Source organism: Ignavibacteriales bacterium (assembly GCA_026390795.1).
Taxonomy (GTDB): domain Bacteria; phylum Bacteroidota; class Ignavibacteria; order Ignavibacteriales; family Melioribacteraceae; genus Fen-1258.
This window is the reverse complement of the sequence record JAPLFG010000001.1, coordinates 18192-39951: the sequence shown is the minus strand read 5'-3', so window position 1 is coordinate 39951 and position 21760 is coordinate 18192. Positions and strand designations below refer to the sequence as shown.

The 21760-nt window shown below is 36.7% G+C and carries 14 protein-coding genes; 4 read left to right on the top strand and 10 right to left on the bottom strand.

Going from position 1 to position 21760, the window contains the following annotated elements:
* The first annotated feature begins 102 nt into the window (after nucleotides 1-102).
* Nucleotides 103-708 (top strand): TlpA disulfide reductase family protein, encoded by a 606-nt coding sequence (locus NTX65_00125; protein MCX6167719.1) that lies wholly within the window; start codon nucleotides 103-105, stop codon nucleotides 706-708.
* 271 nt (nucleotides 709-979) lie between these two features.
* Here the strand turns inward: NTX65_00125 and NTX65_00120 are convergent, their stop codons facing one another.
* From NTX65_00120 to NTX65_00100, 5 genes are all read right to left on the bottom strand, one after another.
* Complete coding sequence (locus tag NTX65_00120) at nucleotides 980-2011, bottom strand: hypothetical protein (protein MCX6167718.1); 1032 nt, start codon at nucleotides 2009-2011, stop codon at nucleotides 980-982.
* 310 nt (nucleotides 2012-2321) lie between these two features.
* Nucleotides 2322-3329, bottom strand: a complete 1008-nt coding sequence (locus tag NTX65_00115) for a response regulator (GenBank protein MCX6167717.1) — start codon at nucleotides 3327-3329, stop codon at nucleotides 2322-2324.
* Between the two features lie 45 nt (nucleotides 3330-3374).
* The gene (locus NTX65_00110) at nucleotides 3375-5855 is read right to left on the bottom strand and encodes an ATP-binding protein (GenBank protein MCX6167716.1); all 2481 of its coding nucleotides are present in this window, start codon (nucleotides 5853-5855) and stop codon (nucleotides 3375-3377) included.
* A 363-nt stretch (nucleotides 5856-6218) separates the two neighbouring features.
* Complete coding sequence (locus tag NTX65_00105; protein ID MCX6167715.1) at nucleotides 6219-7691, bottom strand: glycoside hydrolase family 130 protein; 1473 nt, start codon at nucleotides 7689-7691, stop codon at nucleotides 6219-6221.
* Nucleotides 7692-8040: 349 nt separating this feature from the next.
* Nucleotides 8041-8499: a hypothetical protein gene (locus tag NTX65_00100; GenBank protein ID MCX6167714.1), complete on the bottom strand. Its 459-nt coding sequence runs from the start codon at nucleotides 8497-8499 to the stop codon at nucleotides 8041-8043.
* A 514-nt stretch (nucleotides 8500-9013) separates the two neighbouring features.
* On the opposite strand from NTX65_00100, the gene NTX65_00095 reads away from it, so the two are divergent.
* A complete protein-coding gene (locus tag NTX65_00095) occupies nucleotides 9014-10234 on the top strand; it encodes a hypothetical protein (GenBank protein ID MCX6167713.1) in 1221 nt (406 codons plus the stop codon).
* Between the two features lie 82 nt (nucleotides 10235-10316).
* On the opposite strand, the gene NTX65_00090 is transcribed toward NTX65_00095, so the two are convergent.
* Entirely contained in the window at nucleotides 10317-10586 is a 270-nt protein-coding gene (locus NTX65_00090) for a hypothetical protein (GenBank protein ID MCX6167712.1), read from the bottom strand.
* 880 nt (nucleotides 10587-11466) lie between these two features.
* Here NTX65_00090 and NTX65_00085 point away from each other — a divergent pair.
* Entirely contained in the window at nucleotides 11467-11892 is a 426-nt protein-coding gene (locus tag NTX65_00085) for a transcriptional repressor (GenBank protein ID MCX6167711.1), read from the top strand.
* 188 nt (nucleotides 11893-12080) lie between these two features.
* Entirely contained in the window at nucleotides 12081-14276 is a 2196-nt protein-coding gene (katG, locus tag NTX65_00080; protein ID MCX6167710.1) for a catalase/peroxidase HPI, read from the top strand.
* Between the two features lie 508 nt (nucleotides 14277-14784).
* Here katG and NTX65_00075 read toward each other — a convergent pair.
* The 4 genes from NTX65_00075 to NTX65_00060 form a co-directional block, all read right to left on the bottom strand.
* The gene (locus NTX65_00075) at nucleotides 14785-18765 is read right to left on the bottom strand and encodes a T9SS type A sorting domain-containing protein (GenBank protein MCX6167709.1); all 3981 of its coding nucleotides are present in this window, start codon (nucleotides 18763-18765) and stop codon (nucleotides 14785-14787) included.
* A gap of 343 nt (nucleotides 18766-19108) precedes the next feature.
* Nucleotides 19109-19669: a hypothetical protein gene (locus NTX65_00070; protein MCX6167708.1), complete on the bottom strand. Its 561-nt coding sequence runs from the start codon at nucleotides 19667-19669 to the stop codon at nucleotides 19109-19111.
* Nucleotides 19656-19832, bottom strand: coding sequence for a hypothetical protein (locus tag NTX65_00065; protein ID MCX6167707.1), 177 nt, complete (start codon nucleotides 19830-19832; stop codon nucleotides 19656-19658). The genes NTX65_00070 and NTX65_00065 overlap by 14 nt, the downstream gene beginning before the upstream one ends.
* Nucleotides 19833-20415: 583 nt before the next feature.
* The gene (locus NTX65_00060) at nucleotides 20416-21759 is read right to left on the bottom strand and encodes a GntP family permease (protein MCX6167706.1); all 1344 of its coding nucleotides are present in this window, start codon (nucleotides 21757-21759) and stop codon (nucleotides 20416-20418) included.
* Between the last annotated feature and the right edge of the window lies 1 nt (nucleotide 21760).

The window sequence follows — 21760 nt, the reverse complement described above, 5'->3', positions numbered from 1 at the left end:
CATCAAATTGATGAAATAGAGCAGCTATTTGTATTCTATTGAAATGAGCTTTTATATAAGTGAAAGAGTGAATTTTTCATAAAAATAAAACGTGAGGCAGAGATGAGTAAAAAAACTTTAGGAAAAAAGAAATATTCTCCATCATTTTTCCAAAGAAATAGGAAATTTATTTACACCGTTTCAATTTTTGGAATTATAGTTTTTCTTCTTTTATTAAATAATAGCAAATCGTTATTTGGTCAAGGAGAAAGTGATGGTTCGCTCCCCTCTAATTACGCAGGCTCGATTGGGAATAAACCTGTTGCTTCACCTAATTTTAATTTAACGACAGTCGATGGTAAACATCTTAAACTCTCAGATTACAAAGGGAAAGTAGTTATAGTTGATTTTTGGGCTACCTGGTGCTCTCCGTGTAGAAGAGGTATTCCCGATTTAATTTCGCTAAAAAGAAAGTATGGGCCAAGAGGATTTGAAGTTGTCGGCGTTTCTGTTGATACAGATACAAAAGAAGATGTAATTCCATTCGTACAGCAGAATTGGATTAACTACCCCGTTGTTTATGCCGATACGGATGTTACTGAAAGGTACGGCGGTATCAACTCAATACCAACGTCATTCATTATTGATAAGAATGGAATGATTGTCGCAAGCTTTCAAGGACTAAATTCGATTTCAGTTTATGAGGACTACATTAATAAACTGTTATAGAGATAAATCCTACTGAATTTTGTTTCTTTTACTTTTTGAAAATATTATTGCAACAATTTTTACATTGAATTAAATAATTTTGGAAATACTCAGATAAAAATTAAAATTGTCGCACAGAGCTTTACAACAATTTCATTAACGTTAGAATATAAGATTTTATTCCTCACTAGTTACTTTTTCAATATTAACTTGGTGCTATGTTATGAAGAGTGAGAATTATTCTCACTCTTTCCATTTTACAAAGAGCTTCTTGAAAAATAAAACGATTTAATCAATGACTAATCACAAATAAATATGCCCCGATAACCGGTCCGCGAGGACGGCGTCCTCCTGCTCCTTGAGTTGTGTTTGCAGGTGCAGGTCCGTATTGCGGTTGGAATAAGTAAGCAATATGTTTTAAGGGATCCACAGAAATTGTTTTAGCTCCTGTCATTGTTGTCACCTTTGCAACAACAGTATATTTATCGGGTGAATCCTGATGAACAATCGTGACGCTGCTGTCTCGTCCAGCCGGAATATAAATTAATTTCTCGGATGGATCATATCCTAGTGCATCAACACCATCGCCGTTAGGAATGGTAGCAACTATTTTACCAGTTTCGGCATTAACTACAGCAGAATAATTTCCGCATCCAGAAAAAATCCGATTTGTTTTGCGATCATATGCAATTCCGGTCGGTCCTTCGCATGGAGAAAGGGACCAGGATGTAAGAACTTTCATTTTCTTTGCATCAATTACCTGGATTGTATTTTTGCTTTCGTTATTAACAAAAAGTTTTCCCTTACCGTTGCTCGCTGCTCCTTCCGGTGCATTATCTTCTAATTCTGCTTGTCCGGTAATCGCCCCGGTTTCCGGATCTAGAGCAGTCGCAGTTCCGGGTTTACTGTGATTGGTAAGAATTATCCGGTCTGAAAAATCATCGTACATTATCCCGTCTAACCCTCCGGCGGGAATTTTTATCTTTTTAATTACAGAAAGAGTTTTGAGATTGAACATTGAAACTGTTGAATCTCCGCTGTTAGTTGTAAAGCCGTGATTATATTTTTGTACGAGGGCTATTCCATGAGTGCGGGGGGTCTCGGGAATATCTCCTATCACAGTCCCGTTATTTCCATCTAGGACCATGACGTGAGTGCCGCGAGAAACAAATATTCTACCAGTTCCCGGTTCTGCAGTAAGATAATCAGTGCCCCCTTCACCCCCGATACTATATTTTTTTACCTTAAAGTTCTGTGCATCAATGCTGCCGGTAATAATCGTTCCGATCAGCAAAATAAAAATGAAAAATAAATAATTTTTCATTTTGGTCTCCTTAATTAATCAATTAAATATTATTGATAGTGTCTTTTGAATTATCAGATGTGATGAAAATAACCATAGATTTGATACAATTCCATAAACAGAATAGTTTTTTCAAAGTTAGAAAATTTTCCAAGTAACAATTTTCTCCCATGTTCACCGCTTTTTTATTTAGTTTGGTTTTTGTTGCCGTTTTCTATTGTTTATTACCTTGTAATCAAAAACATTTGAAAGTCCCGTTCTTAAAATATAATCATGTTACTACGATTTCATATTTAAACGCTGAAAGAGTTTTAAACAAGAACAAATAATTCTAACTTCCACTTTTATTTAGTTTCTCATCCATGATTCTCAAAAAATGTTCTATATCAATCGGCTTCATTAAATAATCTTTGGCTCCGTCAGTAAGTAATATTTCAATTTGCCGACTCATAGCATATGCGCTGATAATAATAATCGGTATTTCTGCTGTCTTTGGTTCTGAATGTAAAAGTTTGATTACTTCACTACCGTGCAGATCCTGTAGATTGAGATCGAGCAGTATTAAGTGAGGTGAATAATCAATCGCAAATTGAACCGCATTTTTACCAAATGTATTCGTTATCAATTTAATCGCCGGACGATGGGTTTCTAAAATCTGTACAACTAGTTCTATTTCCGAAAGATCATCTTCGATATACAAAATAGTTTTGACATTCCGCTTACTCTCAACATCAGCTTTTGTTGATCCACCTATTTGTTCGGGGTAATTAGTTTGATTTTCTTTCAGCGACATCGTACTAATTAATTCTGATTTCATTTTATCTGAGTGTTCGGCTTTTTCTTTAGCGACTTTCAATTCTATGTTTGCCTTTTCAAGTTCTTTAGTTCTTTCTTTTACCCTCTCTTCCACAATCTGTTTTTGATTTTCTAATTGCTGGTGAAGATATCGGGCTCTAAGTAAATTTTTTATTCGAAGATCAATTTCTATCAAATCAAACGGTTTTGAGATAAAATCACTTGCGCCTCCGGCAAGCGCTTTTTGTTTAGTCTCCGGTGTTATATCGGCTGTAAGTACTAATATTGGAAAGTAAGTATTGGCTGGAATAAGAGCTTTCAATTGCATCATTACTTCATAACCGCTAATGCTGGGCATCTTCAGATCAAGCAATAGTAAATCCGGTTTTAATTCATCGAATAATTTAAAAACTTGTCTGGGGTCACTTGTTGTAGTATAGTTTGTAAAACCTTTCACATCAAGCAGTCCGGTTAGAACATCAATATTATCCTGTTGATCGTCAACAATTAGTATGCTTGCATTCTTTAGCGTTGAATCAATCATATATTTATCTCCATTTTATTTTCGATAGGTATAAATTGTTTACCGTTACTTATTAACTACATTAAAGATTTCATCCACTGTTTTCAAAAACTCAATAACCTCTAATGGTTTTGTCAAATATTTTCTCGCTCCGGATTCTATCGACTTTTTAATTTCCCTGGGCATTGCATCTGCGCTCAGTATAATCACCGGTATCGCAGCAATATCCGGCTCGGCTTGCAAAAGTTTTAATACTTCACTTCCGTGAATATCTGGCAGATTCAGATCAAGAAGAATTAAATTCGGTTTATACTCCTTAGCCAATTGTACTGCATTTTTCCCATACATTTCTGTTATCAAACGGATAGCCGGGCGATGGGTGTCTATAATCTGCTCAACAAGTTCTATGTTTGAAATATTATCTTCTATATATAAAAGCGTTCCATCTAAAACAGCTTTCTCGGATTCCGGTTTAATTAGAGCCCCTGATTGTTCATACAGTTCAATCTGGCCTTCAATTTGCTTCAATTCAATCCAAAATGTACTTCCTTCCCCCACTATACTTTCAACTCCAATCTTTCCATGCATAGCTTCCATCAATTTTTTAGCAACTACTAATCCAAGTCCTGTCCCTTCAATTTCCGAAATCTCAGATCCAATTCTTTGGAATGGATTAAAAAGTTTATGAATCTCTTCGGGTAGAATACCTTTTCCGGTATCTATTATACTAATCCTAATTTCCTCTTTCCCGTTGATTTCCGCGCACTCTACTTTTACCGATCCTCCAACCCTGTTATACTTTACCGCGTTGTTAACTAAGTTAAGAAGTACCTGCCCTAACTTTTGACGGTCTGCTTTAACAAAGAGATCATTGCATTGTGAATTAATCAATTCAAGTTTAATATCAGTTTTTAAGACGAGCGGACGGATAATGTCCATTGTTTCGAGAATTATTCCGCGCAATTGAACTGGTTCTAATGAAACTGTAACCTTTCCCGCTTCAATTTTTGAGAGATCCAGTACTTCATTTATCAGATCGAGCAGATGCTTTCCGCTTTTCATTATGTGGTCAACCCCTTTTTTATTGGCGGCGTTGAGTTCACCCATATTCATCAATTGTGCAAAACCGAGAATCGAATTCATTGGTGTTCTAAGTTCGTGACTCATACGCGAAAGGAATTCACTCTTTGCAACATTTGCCCGTTCGGCTTCTGCTTTTGCCTTTGAAAGTTCGTTCTCATTTTTTTTCCGTTCTGTAATGTCTTCAATGGCAAGTAGGATTATTCTCGATTTTCCTCCAAGCCCTCTTTCAATTTGACGGGCATTCAATAACATGATGCGTTTACCGATTGTTGAAAAATCATGTTCAACTTCATAATTATCGAATGTTGTTTTTTCCGGAAGGATGGTCTCCAGAAGTTCTCTCAGTTTTGGAATATTCCATTGACGATTTCCAAGATCATAAATCAGTGTTCCAATTGTTTCATCTGCATCTACTTTGAAGAAATCATAGAATGAACGGCTGGCTTTAACTACTCTTAACTCATGATCCAATGCAAGTAAAGGTTCGCGTACAGTGTTGATTAAGTTTTCGGCAAATTCACTCACTTCATCAGCGGATATTTTAATCACCTCAAGTTCTTTGCGGGTTTTTTCTAATCCGGCTTCAATCCTTTTTCGCTCTGTTATATCCTCAATGGCAAGAAGAATAATCTGCTCCTTCTCCGATCCTCTATGAATTTTCCGGGCATTCAGAAGCATAATTCGTTTACCAATTGTAGAAAAATCATGTTCAACTTCATAGTTATCAAAAGTTGTTTTTTCAGGAAGGATGGTCTCCAGAAGTTCTCTCAGTTTAGGTATATTCCATTGCCGATTTCCAAGATCATATATTAGTGTACCGATTGTTTCATCAGTACTTACCTTGAAAAAATCAAAGAACGAGTGGCTGGCTTTTACTACTCTTAATTCTCTATCCAGCAAAAGCAAAGGTTCGCGGACTGTGTTGATTATGTTTTCTGCAAATTCACTCACTTCATCAGCAGTTATTTTAATCACCTCTAGTTCTTTGCGCGTCTTTTCCAGTCCGGATTCGATCCCCTTGCGTTCGGTGATATCTTCAATCGCAAGAAGAATTATTCTCGATTTTCCTCCAAGTCCCCTTTCAATTTGCCTGGCATTCAATAACATGATACGTTTGCCGATTGTTGAAAAATCATGCTCAACTTCATAATTATCGAATGTTGTTTTTTCGGGAAGAATAGTCTCCAGAAGTTCTCTCAGTTTCGGAATATTCCATTGTTGATTTCCCAGATCATATATAAGTGTTCCGATAGTTTCATCTGCATTTACTTTGAAGAAATCATAGAATGAACGGCTGGCTTTAACTACTCTTAATTCTTGATCCAATGCGAGTAAAGGTTCACGTACAGTATTGATTAAATTTTCGGCGAATTCACTTACTTCGTCAGCGGAATTCAAATTAATTTTTGAAAGAGCGGGCTTACTACCTGATTTAATTATTTTTTTATTATTAATCTTTTCCATTGTAACAACCTGTGCTTTTATTGACTCCTGAACTTGAGTGGTTCTCTAAGCACACTACGTTACCCAGAATTAAACAACTCTACAATACACCATAGGGATGAAAAAGGGACTACATCTTTTAGTGATTCAAAAGCACTGATCAAAAACTTCGTATACCTAAAAGGTGCAAAAAATATTTAGAAAAAAACCCAGCCGTAAAAACTGCTTAATTTGCAGCTGGGTTATTTATATTTTGTGTGTGTAATAATTATATAAATAAATCCATCTCAATTCAATCAAGCGAAGGGATGAAAAAAGGATTACTTCTTTGGTGTTAGCTACTATTAAGAAATTACTTTCCATTTACCGAAGTGAAGTGTTCAGCTAATTTGAGTTTTTAAGTTCATTCAAAAGTTCATTTACATTTATAGAAGCGTAAGTAGAAGCATAGTCTGACATGGCATAAGGAATTATCAGATTATCGAAGTGTAACATGGAACCGCAAGAGTAGACAACATTTGGAACGTATCCTTCCCTTTCTTCTTCATTAGGGGTTAACAAAGGTGCTTTGAGTCTGCCAATTTCTTTCGAAGGATTATCAAGTTCGTACAATGAAGCTCCCAATACGTATTCCCTCATTGGTCCCACTCCATGAGTAATTATCAACCATCCTTCATCCGTTTCGATCGGTGAGCCGCAATTTCCGACTTGAACCAATTCCCATGGATATTTTGGTTCTTGAATAATTTTTGCTTCACGCCAAACATTTATAGTATCCGAGAATGCTATAAAATTATTTATTCCATCAATCCTACAAAGCATAGCATATTTACCATTTATCTTTCTTGGAAAGAGTGCCATCCCTTTGTTCTGAGCAATTTCACCATGAATTGGTAATACTTTGAAATAATAGAAATCTTTGGTCTCCAGTAACTTCGGTAAAATGGAAATTCCATCATATGCGGTGTAGGTCGCATAGTAAATTACATCGCCGTTATCGTCTGTGAATTTAACAAAACGTGCATCTTCGATCCCTTTCTTTTCAGTTTCTGAGATCGGAAAAATAACTCTCTCCGAAATAGCTGAATCTACCGAGAATTCAAGTTCGTAATGAGATTTTGCTAACCAAATCATTTGAGTAATAATTAAATCTTTATCTGCCGAAAGCTGATGTGCAATTCTAATTTCTTCGACAGCTCTTTTCAATTCGTCGTAGGTAAAACTCTCTCCCAATTTTTCCAATACCAAAACCGCAAAAATATTATTTCTGAAATCCCCCATCTCAACGAGCTTATTTATAAAAAGCTCTTTGTCGTAATTATTATTTTTTATTTGATCCGCTTCCGATAACATTCTACCGACTGGTTCGATAACCAGATTATCATACCGGTCAATAATGGCAGAACGAAAAACAATAGAAGAAACATGTCCTTCGCCGGTTGCCCTGAAACTAAAAATAACTCTTTTCTCATGCTGTTCTAATCCGGACTGATCGGGAGCTTCAACAATGGACGGATTAAAAAAAGCAGCCGATTCAATTGAATATTCCATAGTGAAATAGGAACCAATAAGTAATTTTCTCGATTGATTAACATCGTCCGTTATTATTCCTAAATATTCCAACAAATGGTTCAGTCTGTTAAAATGTTTTTCAAATATCGCCGAAATATTTCTGTGTCGATTCGAATATCCTTTCAGCAGTTGACCTATTGCAAGGTCTACTTCGTATTCAGGCATAGCCAGAACTTTTCTGATTACATCTATTTTCCTTTCGTCACTAATATCAAGAAAGCGGGCAATCACCCGGCTTGGATCTGGAATAATTTTTATATTTTTTCTTGTTACTGAAATATTCATAATCTACAATCTATTATAGGAATGATTACTTGATCTTTCGAAACAGATCCACATGAGATGACTGGGTTATTTATTCGTCCTTTAATGTTTATAAGGTGTCTAACAAAATTTCCGAATCATTTGACCTTCTATCTGTTTTTATTATCGAGATACAAGACAGCTTGTTTAATCAATTTGATATGAGCGATGATGTTATTTCAGATGAGATTTAATTTTTAAGTTAAGAATTATCGTTGTATTTACTAATCGCACTTCATAAACAATTAGACTCAATACTCTATTTATTAAATCAATGGCGATAATATTGTGGATTGATATTTGATGGGAAGAGAATTTTTAACCTCTCCCATTACTTGATTTTGTAACTGCGTGTCGCGGATGCGGTAACACTTGATAACGGATCTGTTTGGAAATCATTTGCCTCGGCTTTAAGAGAATCATTGACGTACAATTTTAAATTTATTGCTGCCGACGCATTTAAATTTGCCGGGTTGTAACTTCCGGTACAACTTGCCGATAATGTCGCGCTTAATCCTACTTCCACCTGCACCGAGGCATCAAGATTCATCCCCTGTAATTGTGAAGTTCCTCCATTTGCATTTGTATAACTGATTATTGGATTTGCAAAAGTTGAGGAACTTATCATATTGACTACGTAACGGACATTTTTAAAATTTGTTGGTGCGGCTGGATTATTTTTACTATCTGTTAATTTACATGATAGGCATAATAACGCGATTCCAACAATGCAAATAAAATTGATCGGTTTTTTTCCTATTAATTTACGTCTTAAATTTTTTGTTTTCATAGTTCTTGGCTTGAACTGTTATACCGATTAAAATTCCGAAGTAAATTATAAAACTAAATCAATAAACCGCAACTTTACTCTGCCATTATTAAATGGAAAAAATTTTGATGATCAAATTTTTTCAAATATTCCGTGAATAAATAAAAATAGAGAAGATCGGCCAAAGTTTTTTTAAGGGAAGTTCGATCTGATTGAGAGAATGGCGGTCAATTCATATCAGACCGAAAATGATAAGGCTACAAAAATCAGTTAGTCTTTCTATCTCCTTTACTCAACAAAAGATGTAGTTCTTTTTTCGTTCTTTTGCTCTATTAAAAGTGAGATCATTTATTCGTACTATTTCTCAATAAAAATGCGGTTTTCTTCATAAAGTTTTTGCTGCAATTATTAAACGAGCGTTTTATTAGAAAAGTATTATAAATATTTTGAAAATGTATTACATAACTAAAAAAAGATTGATTTAGTTGCGCAGTGAGCATGATGTAAAAACAAAAGATTGGAACGGAGGATCAAAATGAAAAAGATAACGATATTAATCGCGGTATTTTCTCTTCTTCTTATTTTAAATACCGGTTGCGGGACAATGATGTATTCGGTTTCCAATTACGATGAGCCGAGAAATTCATTTTCGGAATTGGACATATACGGTCAATGGATCAATGTACCGGAACTGGGGAATGTTTGGCGACCAAATGTGGGAAACGACTGGAGTCCATACGATAACGGTCAGTGGGAATTAACCGATAGAGGTTGGATGTGGTTTTCGGATGAACCTTACGGCTGGATAGTATATCATTACGGATCGTGGGCATTCACCGATTTCGACGGCTGGGTTTGGTCACCAGGATATGAATGGTCCCCTTCGCGAGTGAACTGGATTACTCAGGACGATTACATTGGATGGGCACCGATTCCGCCGAATGGCTGGAATCTTCCCACAGCATACGATAATAACGGAAGCAGGGTTTGGAGGATTGTTCATACTAAGGATTTTGATAATCGTGAGATAAATAAATACCGTGTTTCAAACAGCACACTCAAGAATAGACGTGATTGGAAAATGAACAACTCACCTAATCCGGATAATATTAGACATGCAACCGGAAGAAATATTGCTCCGGTTAATACCCAGACCGAAAATGTTCGGGGAGGCAAGCGAGATTTAACTAGAGTGAAAATAATAGAACGTAATCACCAGAACGACACTCCTACAAAACCAAGGGATAATCAAATTAATGTTCCTCCTCCGTCTGTAGAGAAGAATTATCCGCAACAACCCGTACCACCATCCAACAGGTCTAATGATGGCGAAAGAAATAGGAATAACCCGCCTCAAAATGTTCCTCCAACCAAATCAAAAGACGATAAGGTTGAACCAAAACACCAGGACGAAAAACCAATATTAAATCCGAATGAACAGGAGAGAAAACCGGTAGACCGTAAAAAAGTAGTGATTCCGGAATCGCGTCCACCCGTGATTATAAATAACGATGCCGTACGAACCAAGACACGGGTTATTTTGAAAGAGGATACGGTGAGAACCACAAGACCGGTTATGATAAATGACGAGGCAAGAAAAATTAAAGAGCCTGTTATAAAGACGGAGAAGAAACAGATTGAGAAAAATGATTTGAAAAAGCAAAAACAAGATGAAAATAAGTTGAACCGGAGAGATGATAAAAAGATAATTCGTGAAGGAAAAGAAAAGAAAACAGATGAATCTGAAAAAAAATAATAATCAGACTTACTAAATTCTTATCGATTTTTCTGCATCTGTTAATTAAGGCTTGAGTTTTGAAAATGGAGAAGAATTTGCACTAAAATTTTTTCATCTTTGGCATGATTTGATTACACATTTCTAAATACTCATCTTCAGCTTTTTCAATATTGCTGAAAGTCTTCTTGGTGTGTATGACTTGATAATTAAATAGAAAATACTTTTTATATACACAGAAACAATTACGTTCTTTATTTTGCCTCAGACTGAGTGATGTTTTTCTGAATTTACGTTTTTTAATCCGCTCACATTCACCACAAATTTTTATTTTATCCGATAACTCTATACCGAATATTTTTATAATTTTCATAACAAATCTTGAATATTATTAATTAACCGCCAAATGGAATCTACTTACTAATATATGAATTCACAATAGCTAACATATTCAATAAGAGGATTTTCTAAACCTCATCCAATACCAAGGAGTAGACTAAAAATGTAGAACTCTTTATTCATCCATTAGGACTTTCAATCACTCGTAGTTTGAGATGGGGTTCTGAAGATGGGCAAGGTTCCATTTAATTCGATGTAAAACAATAGTTAGTATGACAGGTTTAATCATTCTAATACCCTCTCACAGCGACCTTCTCCAAATCCGCCTTGATCATTATCTAATCAATTCTTCAAATTGATTTTTAGACTCTCGTCCTAATTCTCTTTTTGCTTTTGAAGCATCTCCGATCAATAAATCAATCTCTGCAGTTTACAGTAATTCAGATTAATCTCTATTATAATATCGCCGAGTTTAACTTTACATTTTTCCATCGGTATTGTATGAGTTTCGCCCATAGCTTAGAAATAACCTTCGGAATTACCTTGCTTAGAACTAAGTTTTACTACTCCTTATAAATGATTAGTCCCTCTTCAAACTTGAGGAACCCCACAATAATTCGTACATACAAACTGCACTTAAATACTGTAGATCGTGAAATATAATTCATTCGCTAATACCGATTTTTTTCTACAGTGAGAATCAAGGATTCGTTGCAGTCGGTTTTTTTATTAGCTAATGAATCAAGATCGAAACTTTTTGAACGAGACGTCCTAGAAAAGTCGTAGATTTTCTAATAATGTGAAACCTTGTTAACAACTCATTCGATATCCTCATTTTATATCGTCTAGCTTGATATTTTATAAATTATTATGTATTGTAGTTAAGAATGATTCCTATTTAATAATAATTATCTATGAATAAAGAAAAACACAAAATTGACTTAAAAAATAGCCAACTAAAGGTTACGCCTCAGAGAATGGCAGTACTTGATGCTCTGAACGATTTACAGAATCATCCTGCTGCAGATAAAATCACAGAGTACGTGCTTAAACATCATCCTAATATCGCTGTTGGAACAATCTATAAAACATTGGAAACATTTGTTGAGAAAGGATTGGTCAAAAAAGTAAAGACTGAAAAAGATGTAATGCGTTATGATGCGGTACTTGAAAAACATCATCATTTATATTGCGAAAACACAGAACGTATCGAAGATTTTTTTGATGATGAGCTGATTAGTTTGCTTGAAAAATATTTTTCGAAGAAGAAGATACCCAACTTCAAAGTAAAGGATATAAAGCTTCAGATCATTGGCACTTTTAAGAACAATAAAATGTAATCGAACAAGTTTTTTGAATTCGTAGGTATTGTGTAAATATATTAAAGTCATTAATAAATGTGTGATTGAGAAAGTTGATCCTACAAAACTATTCGCTGAAATTAAACCAACGCGCCGTCCGCAATCAATGGGCGGTGATAACAAAAAAACATTAGATCAATAAACGAATAAGTTAGAGGAGAACAAATATGAATGAAGAAAGCAAATGCCCCGTAACGGGCAAGTCCGGTACGACTTCTGCCGGTAGAGGGACATCGAATAGTGATTGGTGGCCCAACCGATTAAATCTGGGAATACTTCATCAGCATGCGCCAGCTTCCAATCCGATGGGTCCCGGCTTTAATTACGCAGCGGAATTTAAAAAACTTGATCTGGCCGCATTGAAGAAAGATCTTTATGCTTTAATGACAGACTCGCAAGATTGGTGGCCCGCCGATTGGGGACATTACGGCGGTCTTTTTATCCGCATGGCATGGCATAGTGCTGGTACCTACCGCACAGCCGACGGACGCGGCGGAGGCGGTAACGGCAATCAGCGTTTTGCACCTGTTAACAGCTGGCCCGATAACATCAATTTGGACAAAGCACGTCGCCTGCTATGGCCTGTTAAACAAAAGTATGGTAATAAAATTTCATGGGCTGACCTGATGATCATGGCAGGGAACTGCGCATTAGAGTCGATGGGATTTAAGACCTTCGGCTTCGGCGGTGGCCGGGAAGATATATGGCAGCCCCAAGAGGACATTTACTGGGGCAACGAAAATACTTGGCTGGGTGATAAACGATATAGCGGTGACCGCGAACTTGAAAATCCTTTAGCCGCTGTGCAGATGGGACTTATCTATGTGAACCCCGAAGGCCCGAACGGTAATCCCGACCCTGTCGCTTCCGGACGCGATGTACGTGAAACATTCGCCCGTATGGCTATGAATGACGAAGAAACTGTTGCTCTCACAGCAGGGGGACATACATTTGGAAAAACGCACGGCGCGGGCGACCCGAAATTCGTGGGACCAGAACCGGAAGCTGCACCTATCGAACAGCAGGGATTAGGCTGGATAAATAAATTTGAGACTGGTAAGGGAGTACATACAACATCCAGTGGTATAGAAGGAGCATGGAAACCGAATCCTACAAAATGGGATATGGGCTATTTCGACATCCTTTTCGGATATGAGTGGGAGCTGGTTAAAAGTCCTGCTGGTGCATGGCAATGGATGGCTAAAGATGTAAAGGAAGAACACATGATTCCTGATGCTCACGATCCCGCGAAAAAAAACAGACCGATGATGACTACTGCAGATTTATCATTGCGATTCGATCCGATCTACGAACCAATTTCACGCCGCTACCACAAAGATCCTAAAGCATTCGCAGATGCATTCGCGAGAGCATGGTTTAAATTGACTCACCGTGACATGGGACCTAAAGCACGTTATCTCGGTCCAGAAGTTCCGGCAGAAGATTTAATTTGGCAGGACCCGGTTCCTACTATCGATCATCCAGTGATAGATGCAAAAGATATCGCAGATCTCAAAATCAAGATTTTGTCTTCCGGATTATCAATCGCAGAACTGGTATCTACGGCATGGTCTTCGGCTTCTACTTTCCGTGGCTCGGACAAGCGCGGTGGCGCTAACGGTGCACGGATTCGATTAGTACCGCAAAAGGATTGGAAAGCTAACCAGCCTGCACAACTTGCCAAAGTTCTTGGAATCCTCGAAAGCATTCAGAAAACTTTCAATAATTCTAAGAAGGACGGCAAGAAAGTCTCAATTGCTGATCTGATTGTTTTAGCTGGTTGTGCGGCAGTTGAAGCAGCAGCTAAGGATGCCGGGCAAGTTGTCGTCGTTCCATTCACTCCGGGACGCACGGATGCCTCGCAAGACCAGACTGATATCGAGTCATTTTCTGTTCTGGAACCTGAGGCCGACGGTTTCCGCAATTACCAAAAAACGGCATACACCGTTCCGGCTGAAGAAATGCTGGTGGACAAAGCACAACTACTTACATTGAGTGCACCGGAGATGACTGTGCTAGTTGGCGGAATGAGGGTATTAGGCACCAATGCTGATCAATCGAAACTCGGTGTGTTTACAAAACAAATTGGGAAACTAACCAACGACTTTTTTGTTAACCTGCTCGATATGAACATTGTGTGGAAACCATCGTCAGATCTAGGCGAAACTTTTGAAGGACGCGATCGTAAGACGGGCGAACTCAAATGGTCTGGAACCCGAGTGGATCTTGTTTTCGGATCGAATTCGCAGCTGCGTGCTCTGGCGGAGGTTTATGCTCAGGATGATGCAAAAGAGAAGTTTGTGCGTGACTTCGTCGGTGCCTGGAATAAAGTAATGAACCTTGACCGCTTCGACGTCATCTGAGTGTAACAAACATGTCAATATCAATTTTTGGCTTGACTTAAAAAAACATTGAACTAACAACCGGTATCAGCGGACTGTAAAACACCGCCGCTGAACCGGTACGTTCGATCTTTATAAATTTTATTTAAATCAATTATATATATTGATTAAGATGATGAAGCGTCCTAAAAATGACGGGATCTTCACTTGGACGGAATTGAGAACCGTAAAACATTCTGCTTAGGAACTAAATAGATAAATTCTGATAGTCGATCTATTTTAAGTATTGCGGAAAATAATGAGAAACTAAAAGAACTGAATCCTTTTATAAAGAAAAAAGGTCACCGGAACGGGTGACCTTTTTAGATTTATTCAACATGTATTAAGCTGATTTGATCTATACAAAATATGCTTGATGACATGCGTAAAGAGCAAGACCAATAACCGCCAATATGAAGAACAAAAAGATTGATGCGCTTATCTTTTTCATTTTATCATCTCTTCCCTTTGAGTTATCTAATATTTTGAATTATTTAACTAGTATCATTTTCTTTATCGCGACAAAATTGCCCGCGGTTATTCTATAAATATAAGTTCCGCTTGATACTTTGCTTCCAGCATTATCTATCCCACTCCATTCCACCGAATGATTACCTGACAACATTTCTGTATTTACTAATGATCTTACCTCACGTCCAAGCATATCGTAAACTTTTATGCTCACGAATGAATTTTGTGGAAGTGAATAGGTAATTCTTGTTGATGGATTAAACGGATTCGGATAATTCTGAGATAACTCAAATTGAGTTGGGATAACTTCTTGATCCTCTACAGCCGTAGCACCGCTTGTCTTAAATGACCCCGGTGTAGAATAACTGGAAATTGAACCGTTATCTGTCTTCGATAATACTCTCCAATAATATGTAGCGTTTGATTCTAATCCGGTTATCTGTATAGCGGTCTCATTTAAATTTGTTTTACTGACTGTACTGCTAAAATCCGCATTCTTGGAATATTGCAGATCGTATTTCAAATGTGATTCGCTCTGAACAGGAATATTCCATGTTAAAAATGCAGTGGTTTTATTAATCGGCTGTAAGTAGTTAGGACTGATAACAAGAGGAACTACTGATGAAGATCCGGCGGCGGTTGAAAAATTGGCGACCATTGACCAGGGTGATTCAACTGAAATATTTCCAGTTAATCTCGATTTAACTTGCCAGTAATAAGTAGCACCGGCTGTCAATGTTTTAATATTATTTGCTATCGCTGAAGTAGTTGCCGAGACCCAGCTTCCTTCCGCATGTGAACCATGATTCAACATACCGGTTCCATCCACGCTTGAGCTGGTTGCTATTTTAACCATAAAGTCTAATGGCTGATTTGAATAAGCTGTCCAGTTTAAAGTAATAGCCGCCATTGTCCCATCAACAATAGCGCCGCCAACCGGCCATGAAGGTATTGGTGTTGTTGCGGCTCCACTTGCAGTCGATGCAATTATAAAACTTCCGTTTGAAGACCAACCCGATGGTGAAGCCCCATCAGAATTTACGCTTGACCGAACATTCCAAGTATAACTTTCACCAGGAATTAATGAAGCAGGCAATTCCTTAAATAAATCTTGAGACCAATCGGTAAGCGTTGTTGTAGTGTTGGTGCTTACCCGGGTTATTTTTACATTAAAGAATAATCCGGTTTTATCTTCACCTAAATACCAATATAAAGTCGGTGGATTTGAATATACAGTTGCATTATTAACGGGCCACGATGGAGTAGGTATTATAGCTACAGTTGCTGTTCTGGTATACATTTCAAAAGTAGCGGCAGTTGACCAATTTGAGTATGAGGAACCTGATACTGATCTCACCCTCCAATGATATGTAGATCCAGCCGTTAAAGAAGATCCAAGTTTTTTAAATGTTTTTCCTGCTGCTACTGCTACGAGATTTGATTCGTCAAAAGATACAGCTGATGGTTTCACTTCTATTTCATAAGTTATTGTTGGTTCGTTTCCTTCAATGAACCAAAAGAGTGTTGGAGGATTTGCATAAACTAATCCGTCTTCAGCCGGGTCTGTTGGATAAGATGGAGTAGGAGTTGGTGGACCCACTGCAGTAAAACCAGCAGATCTTGCGGAGTAAGAAATTATTACACTGCCATTAGAATTAGTGGATCTAACCTGAACTTTATAAGTCTTACCCTGAACTAACGGTAAAGTGTAATACGTTTTATCCGTGTTAATTGGACTAGCCCAAGAAGTTCCGTTATCATCAGATATATAAAGATCATATTTCAAACCTGAAGAATAAGGTAAAGGATACCATGAGATATATGCTGAAGTTGCACCCGGAGTTATTGCATTTAGTGTCGGCACAACCTTATTAACAGTAGTAAATATATAATATTTTTCGAGAGGTGGTGTCGGATAGATAACAGACCCGTTTTTAGTCCTCCAATAATATTGAGTACCATTTGCAAGTTGGTCTTTCCCCGATAGAGTTCCTGTCAAATCAGCAATTGAAAAATTGTAGCTTGTAACTGCAGTCAAAGATTTACTCAAAATAATGTCCGAAAAACTAGCATCGGTTGAAATTTCTATATTCCCGGTGACACTCGATGTAAATGTAAAATTAGGAAGAACACTTACCCCAACTGCGTAAATCCCCGGAATTAAATTTTTACCAAACCATGGGTCAAAATCTACTTTTGAAGGATCATTAATTTTTGCTTGAATTTGAATTAAAGTAACAGTACCCCAGTAATTATCTTCAGCGTTCACACCAGTGGTGGTACCCTGGATTTCAAGTGCAAGAGTAGCAAGTAGATCACATGAATGGATAGCAATATTCGAAAGACCTGTAAGAATTCTTATAGCGTAAAAGCTCCCGAAAACATCATTAAATGTAAATCCCGTAATCGTTACGTTACTAGAGCTAATTATTATTCCCGGAGAACCAGGATTAACAATTGCCCCGTTTCCATTTATAGTTAACGGTTTATCAATGGTAAAGTTCGAAAAACTTCCACCGCTAAGATTAACTGTTCCACCGATTGGTGCTGCGTCTAGAGCATCTGAAAGCGAACCTCCGCTGTTAAGTTCAATAATTGTTGCAGCATTAAATCCGGTTATCGTAACGGGGTTAGCTATTAAGATAAATTTAGTTACAGTAGGGGTTCCAGTACCTGTGATGGTTAGAGGTGATTTATTTACAGTTACTGTTTCGGTATATGTTCCTGCAGCAACGTTAACTGCGCCAGAGGTTGAAGCTAATAATATTCCATCCTGAATTTTTGAACCGGCGGAAGTAGTTTGATTAACATAGGTTGTTGGAGCTGTTATTCCGCCTGATGTAACACCAAGTACCGCCCCGTTTGTAAGAGTAAAACTTGTTGCTGTAGGATTGCCGGTACCAATGAGTGTTAGAGATTTGTTTATTGTTACTGCTTCAGCGTAAGCTCCTGTAGCAACTTGTATCACATCACCAGAATTGGCCGCATTAATAGCCGCTTGTATGGTATTATAATCGTAGATTGGACCTGTCCCAACCGTCCTGATGCCCGGAAAAGTTCGCCTTACAAGTAAAGTTGAACTTGTAGATCCAACAACACGATTGAACCAAATATCCAAAAGGTTATTGGTGAAAGTTCCATTCACGGTAGCCGTATTTTCTACACTATATTCGTTTTTTAATCTTACTGCCCAATAGTGATCTGAAAAACTACAGCCAGTTACAGTCAGAAGCTCATTTGCACTTTTCAAATTATATGCTGTGTACATTGAGAGTCCGGTACGTTCAATATTGGAGGCACCGGATCCGTTATTGGTGAAAGTGGAGTTTGTAACCTGTACATATGGTACGGTGGCATCATCAAAATTCACAAATTGCAATCCGACTTTTTGCCAAGCGTCCGGTGATTCGTTTGAATAACCATTATCTGTGAAGGTTGAATTTATCACTGTTCCTGAAAGAACTGTTTTTCCGATGTAAGCACCAATAAATTTGTTGTTTGTCAGAGTAACATTATCCAAATTTAAGTTGTTAACAGTTGTGGTTAATGGATCAGCACCAGGCCAATTTTCAGATAAATAAAGAGCCACTTGACAGTTTCTAGCGATGACATTCTGCATTGAAAGTGAATTGATATTAATTGCACTTCCTGCATAGATACCGTTATTTGCGTCGTTACCCTCAATTATCAAGTCCTGAAAGCTGAAACTTTTTCCAGTCGCTGATAAGGTTATTATCCTTGATGCAGTTGATGTAATAATTGTTGTTGGGTTTGAAGATGGTCCCGCTCCAATAAAGGTAAGTGATTTGTCAACAGTCAGCGTCGAAGCGCCATTGTTGTATGTTCCAGCCGCGATCTGGATGATATCACCATCCACAGCTGCAGTAATTGCAGCTTGAATTGTTGCGTAACTGCTAGGTACGTTTCTAGTAGTTTGCGCAAAACTCACACTCGTTATTACGAACATGAGAAATGCTAAAACAGTTAATTTGTTTTTCATTAAGCACCCTCTTATGCTGTTAAGAAATATTTAAAGCTCGGCTGTTTTGTTACTTGATGGCTGGAAATAAATGGCTGGTCGTGATGAAAACAAATGCCTGGAAATAACTTTTCAGTTTTCCGATCATTTGTTAAAAAGATAAAATTAAGTTAGTTCGGCTGGAACCGATGTGAACATATAAATCTAAATTTGAATAGTCAAGAAAATATTATTAAAAGATTAATCATTCACACCTTATGTCTGAATATATCTCTGCAAAATTATTTGAGATTTGGTTATTATTTGGGCAATATTATCCATCATTTAAAAGTGTCCGATAAAGTGAAGTTTTTAACTTTATTTATTACAATAGCTTTATTTTTTCCCAGATTTTTAATAACCCAGATTTACTTAATCGGTCAATAATAAAAGCGAAGTCAATTATATCCTTTGAATTCTTTATCATCGCCGCAATATCATACAAATGTTTTTGGCTCTTACCTTCATCATAAAATTCAATCTTCTTAATTATAACATATTCGGGTGGGGCAATAAATAATTTTTTACCTAATAATATTATTTCTTTTTTATTATTCATCGCCCAAATCTGGAACTCATCATTCCCAATTAAATAAATATCTGCCTTAAAACCGGTTTCATGATGAATTAAATTAAAATGTCCATTTGCAGGACGTACCAACTCAGCTTTGATTACGGTAACTGGTGGGCAATAGAATTCGCCGATAGGAAATGCTTTAATAAAGTTATCTACTTGCGCTTGGCTCAATGATATTACTAAATCAATATCATGTGTTAATCTTGGATCACCATAAACAATAGATGCCACTGATCCCGTAATGAAAAAATCTATATTATTGTCCAGTAATTTTTCAGTAAAGAGACCGAATAGATTAAGATCTTGCATTTAAAAATATTTCCTTTACTTTCTCTTGAATTTGTTGCTCAGTCAGATTGGGATTTACCATTTTTAAACCGATGATTTTTAATTCTCTAGCGAGAAAATATAATTTTAAAGACTCGATTAATTTTTGTTCGGAGTTGGTGTTAAAATTATTTTCTGTTTTCATGAAAGCAGTTTTCATATAATCCTATAGAAAAAATAGATAATCACATTACATTTTTAATTATTCTAATACCCTGTTTACGACAATGTATATTTTTTATTCTTTCCCATGAGTAAGTATAAAATAATAAGTGAAAAGTAAAAAAATACTTAATCATATATACGGAATGATAAAGACTCCGTCATTCTGCATTCAGAAACAACCACTTAGAATCTAGTTCATTTTTTTTATTCAAATGGAATATATCGAAAAATGATTTTATAAATCATGCCAAATTTGAAAAAATCAGTAGAATAAGAATTAGCGTATATATTTTACCGATATTTATCCTCATCTAATATCTTTTGGAACAACAGTGATTGTATTTATGTATTTCACTTTTTTATCCGATAATGAAATAATCTTCAGATTATATTCACCCGGAATTTCATTGATATTAAAATTCGATTCAATAATTCCTTTTTCATCAGAAATAATTTTTTCAAGAATAGATAGGAAATTAGTTTTATAAATCTTGTTGATCCATAAAATTTGGACGGAAGAATAAAGCAGAAAATGTAATGTACTTTATGAAGCTAAAATAATTCTATTGAAAAATTCTCGAAACAATTAGTACTGAAAGTTCTGCTGTAATTCCCATAATAATTGTTGCAGTCGAAAATACTTTCAAACTAACATCAACTTCTAGATCGGAAAATTTTGTAACAACCCAGAAATAGCTATCATTAGCGTGAGACGCTATCATAGACCCAGCTCCCATTGATAGAACGGTATATAACGGGCTATTACCGGCAGATAAATTTAATTCCATTAATAACGGTGAAATTAATGAAGCCGCTGTTACAATCGCGACTGTAGAAGAGCCTTGTGCAGTCTTTAATGCCGCTGCAACAAAAAATGGTAATAGCAATCCTAGTCCCGCCGATGAAAGTGAACTGCCGATTACATTTCCGATTCCGGAGGCTTTAAGAACAGCGCCAAATGTTCCACCCGCTGCAGTTATTAGCAATATGACACCGGCATTTTTAATTCCTTCATTAAAAATGTGATCAAGGGTTTCCCGTGTAAACTTTGGGAATAAAATTAAGCTTGAGATCAATCCTAAAAGTAAGGCAATTACCGGATCACCAATAAATGAAATTAGGTCAAAAAATATTCCGCTTGGGACCATGCCTGGGAAAAGAACTAAAATTGATTTAGCGGAGATTAGTAAAATCGGAAGAAATATTGGTATAAATGAAATCAAAGGACTTGGTAGATTTACAATTATATCCTCTTGAAAAGTGTCCTCCATTGTGTCAACAGAACGTGACTGATATTTTTTACCAATAAATTTTACCCAAAAATAGCCGGATGCTGCTGAAACTAATGCTATCAATAATCCAAATAGAATAACTTTTCCAAGATTAACTCCAATTATCCCGGATGCTGCTGTTGCACCGGGATGCGGAGGAATTAAACAATGAACTGAGAACAAGCTAACTCCAAGAACAGCACCCATTACCGACATTGGTGAAAATGTTCGCTTGGCAATAGATTTATTTAATGGGCTTAAAACTACAAATCCGGAATCGCAAAAAATCGGTATGCCGAAAATAAATCCGGTTATCGCCATAGCAAGAGGAGCTCTTTTATCACCTACAATCTTTAGGATGTATCCTGCAAGGCTATAAGCCGCACCGTTTTTCTCTAACACAGCGCCAAGTGTTGTACCAAAAACTATTACTAATCCAATTGAAGCCAGAGTGTTTCCAAATCCTTCTTTCATTATTACAACAATTTTATCAAGCGGAATACTTGCAACAATTCCAACGCCGATACTTGCTGCAATCAAAACATAGAATGCATTGAGTTTAACTTTTGCCGTAAAGTAAATGATAAAAACAATACTCATTAGAAATGCAAAAAGAAGGATCGATTCGTGAGACATA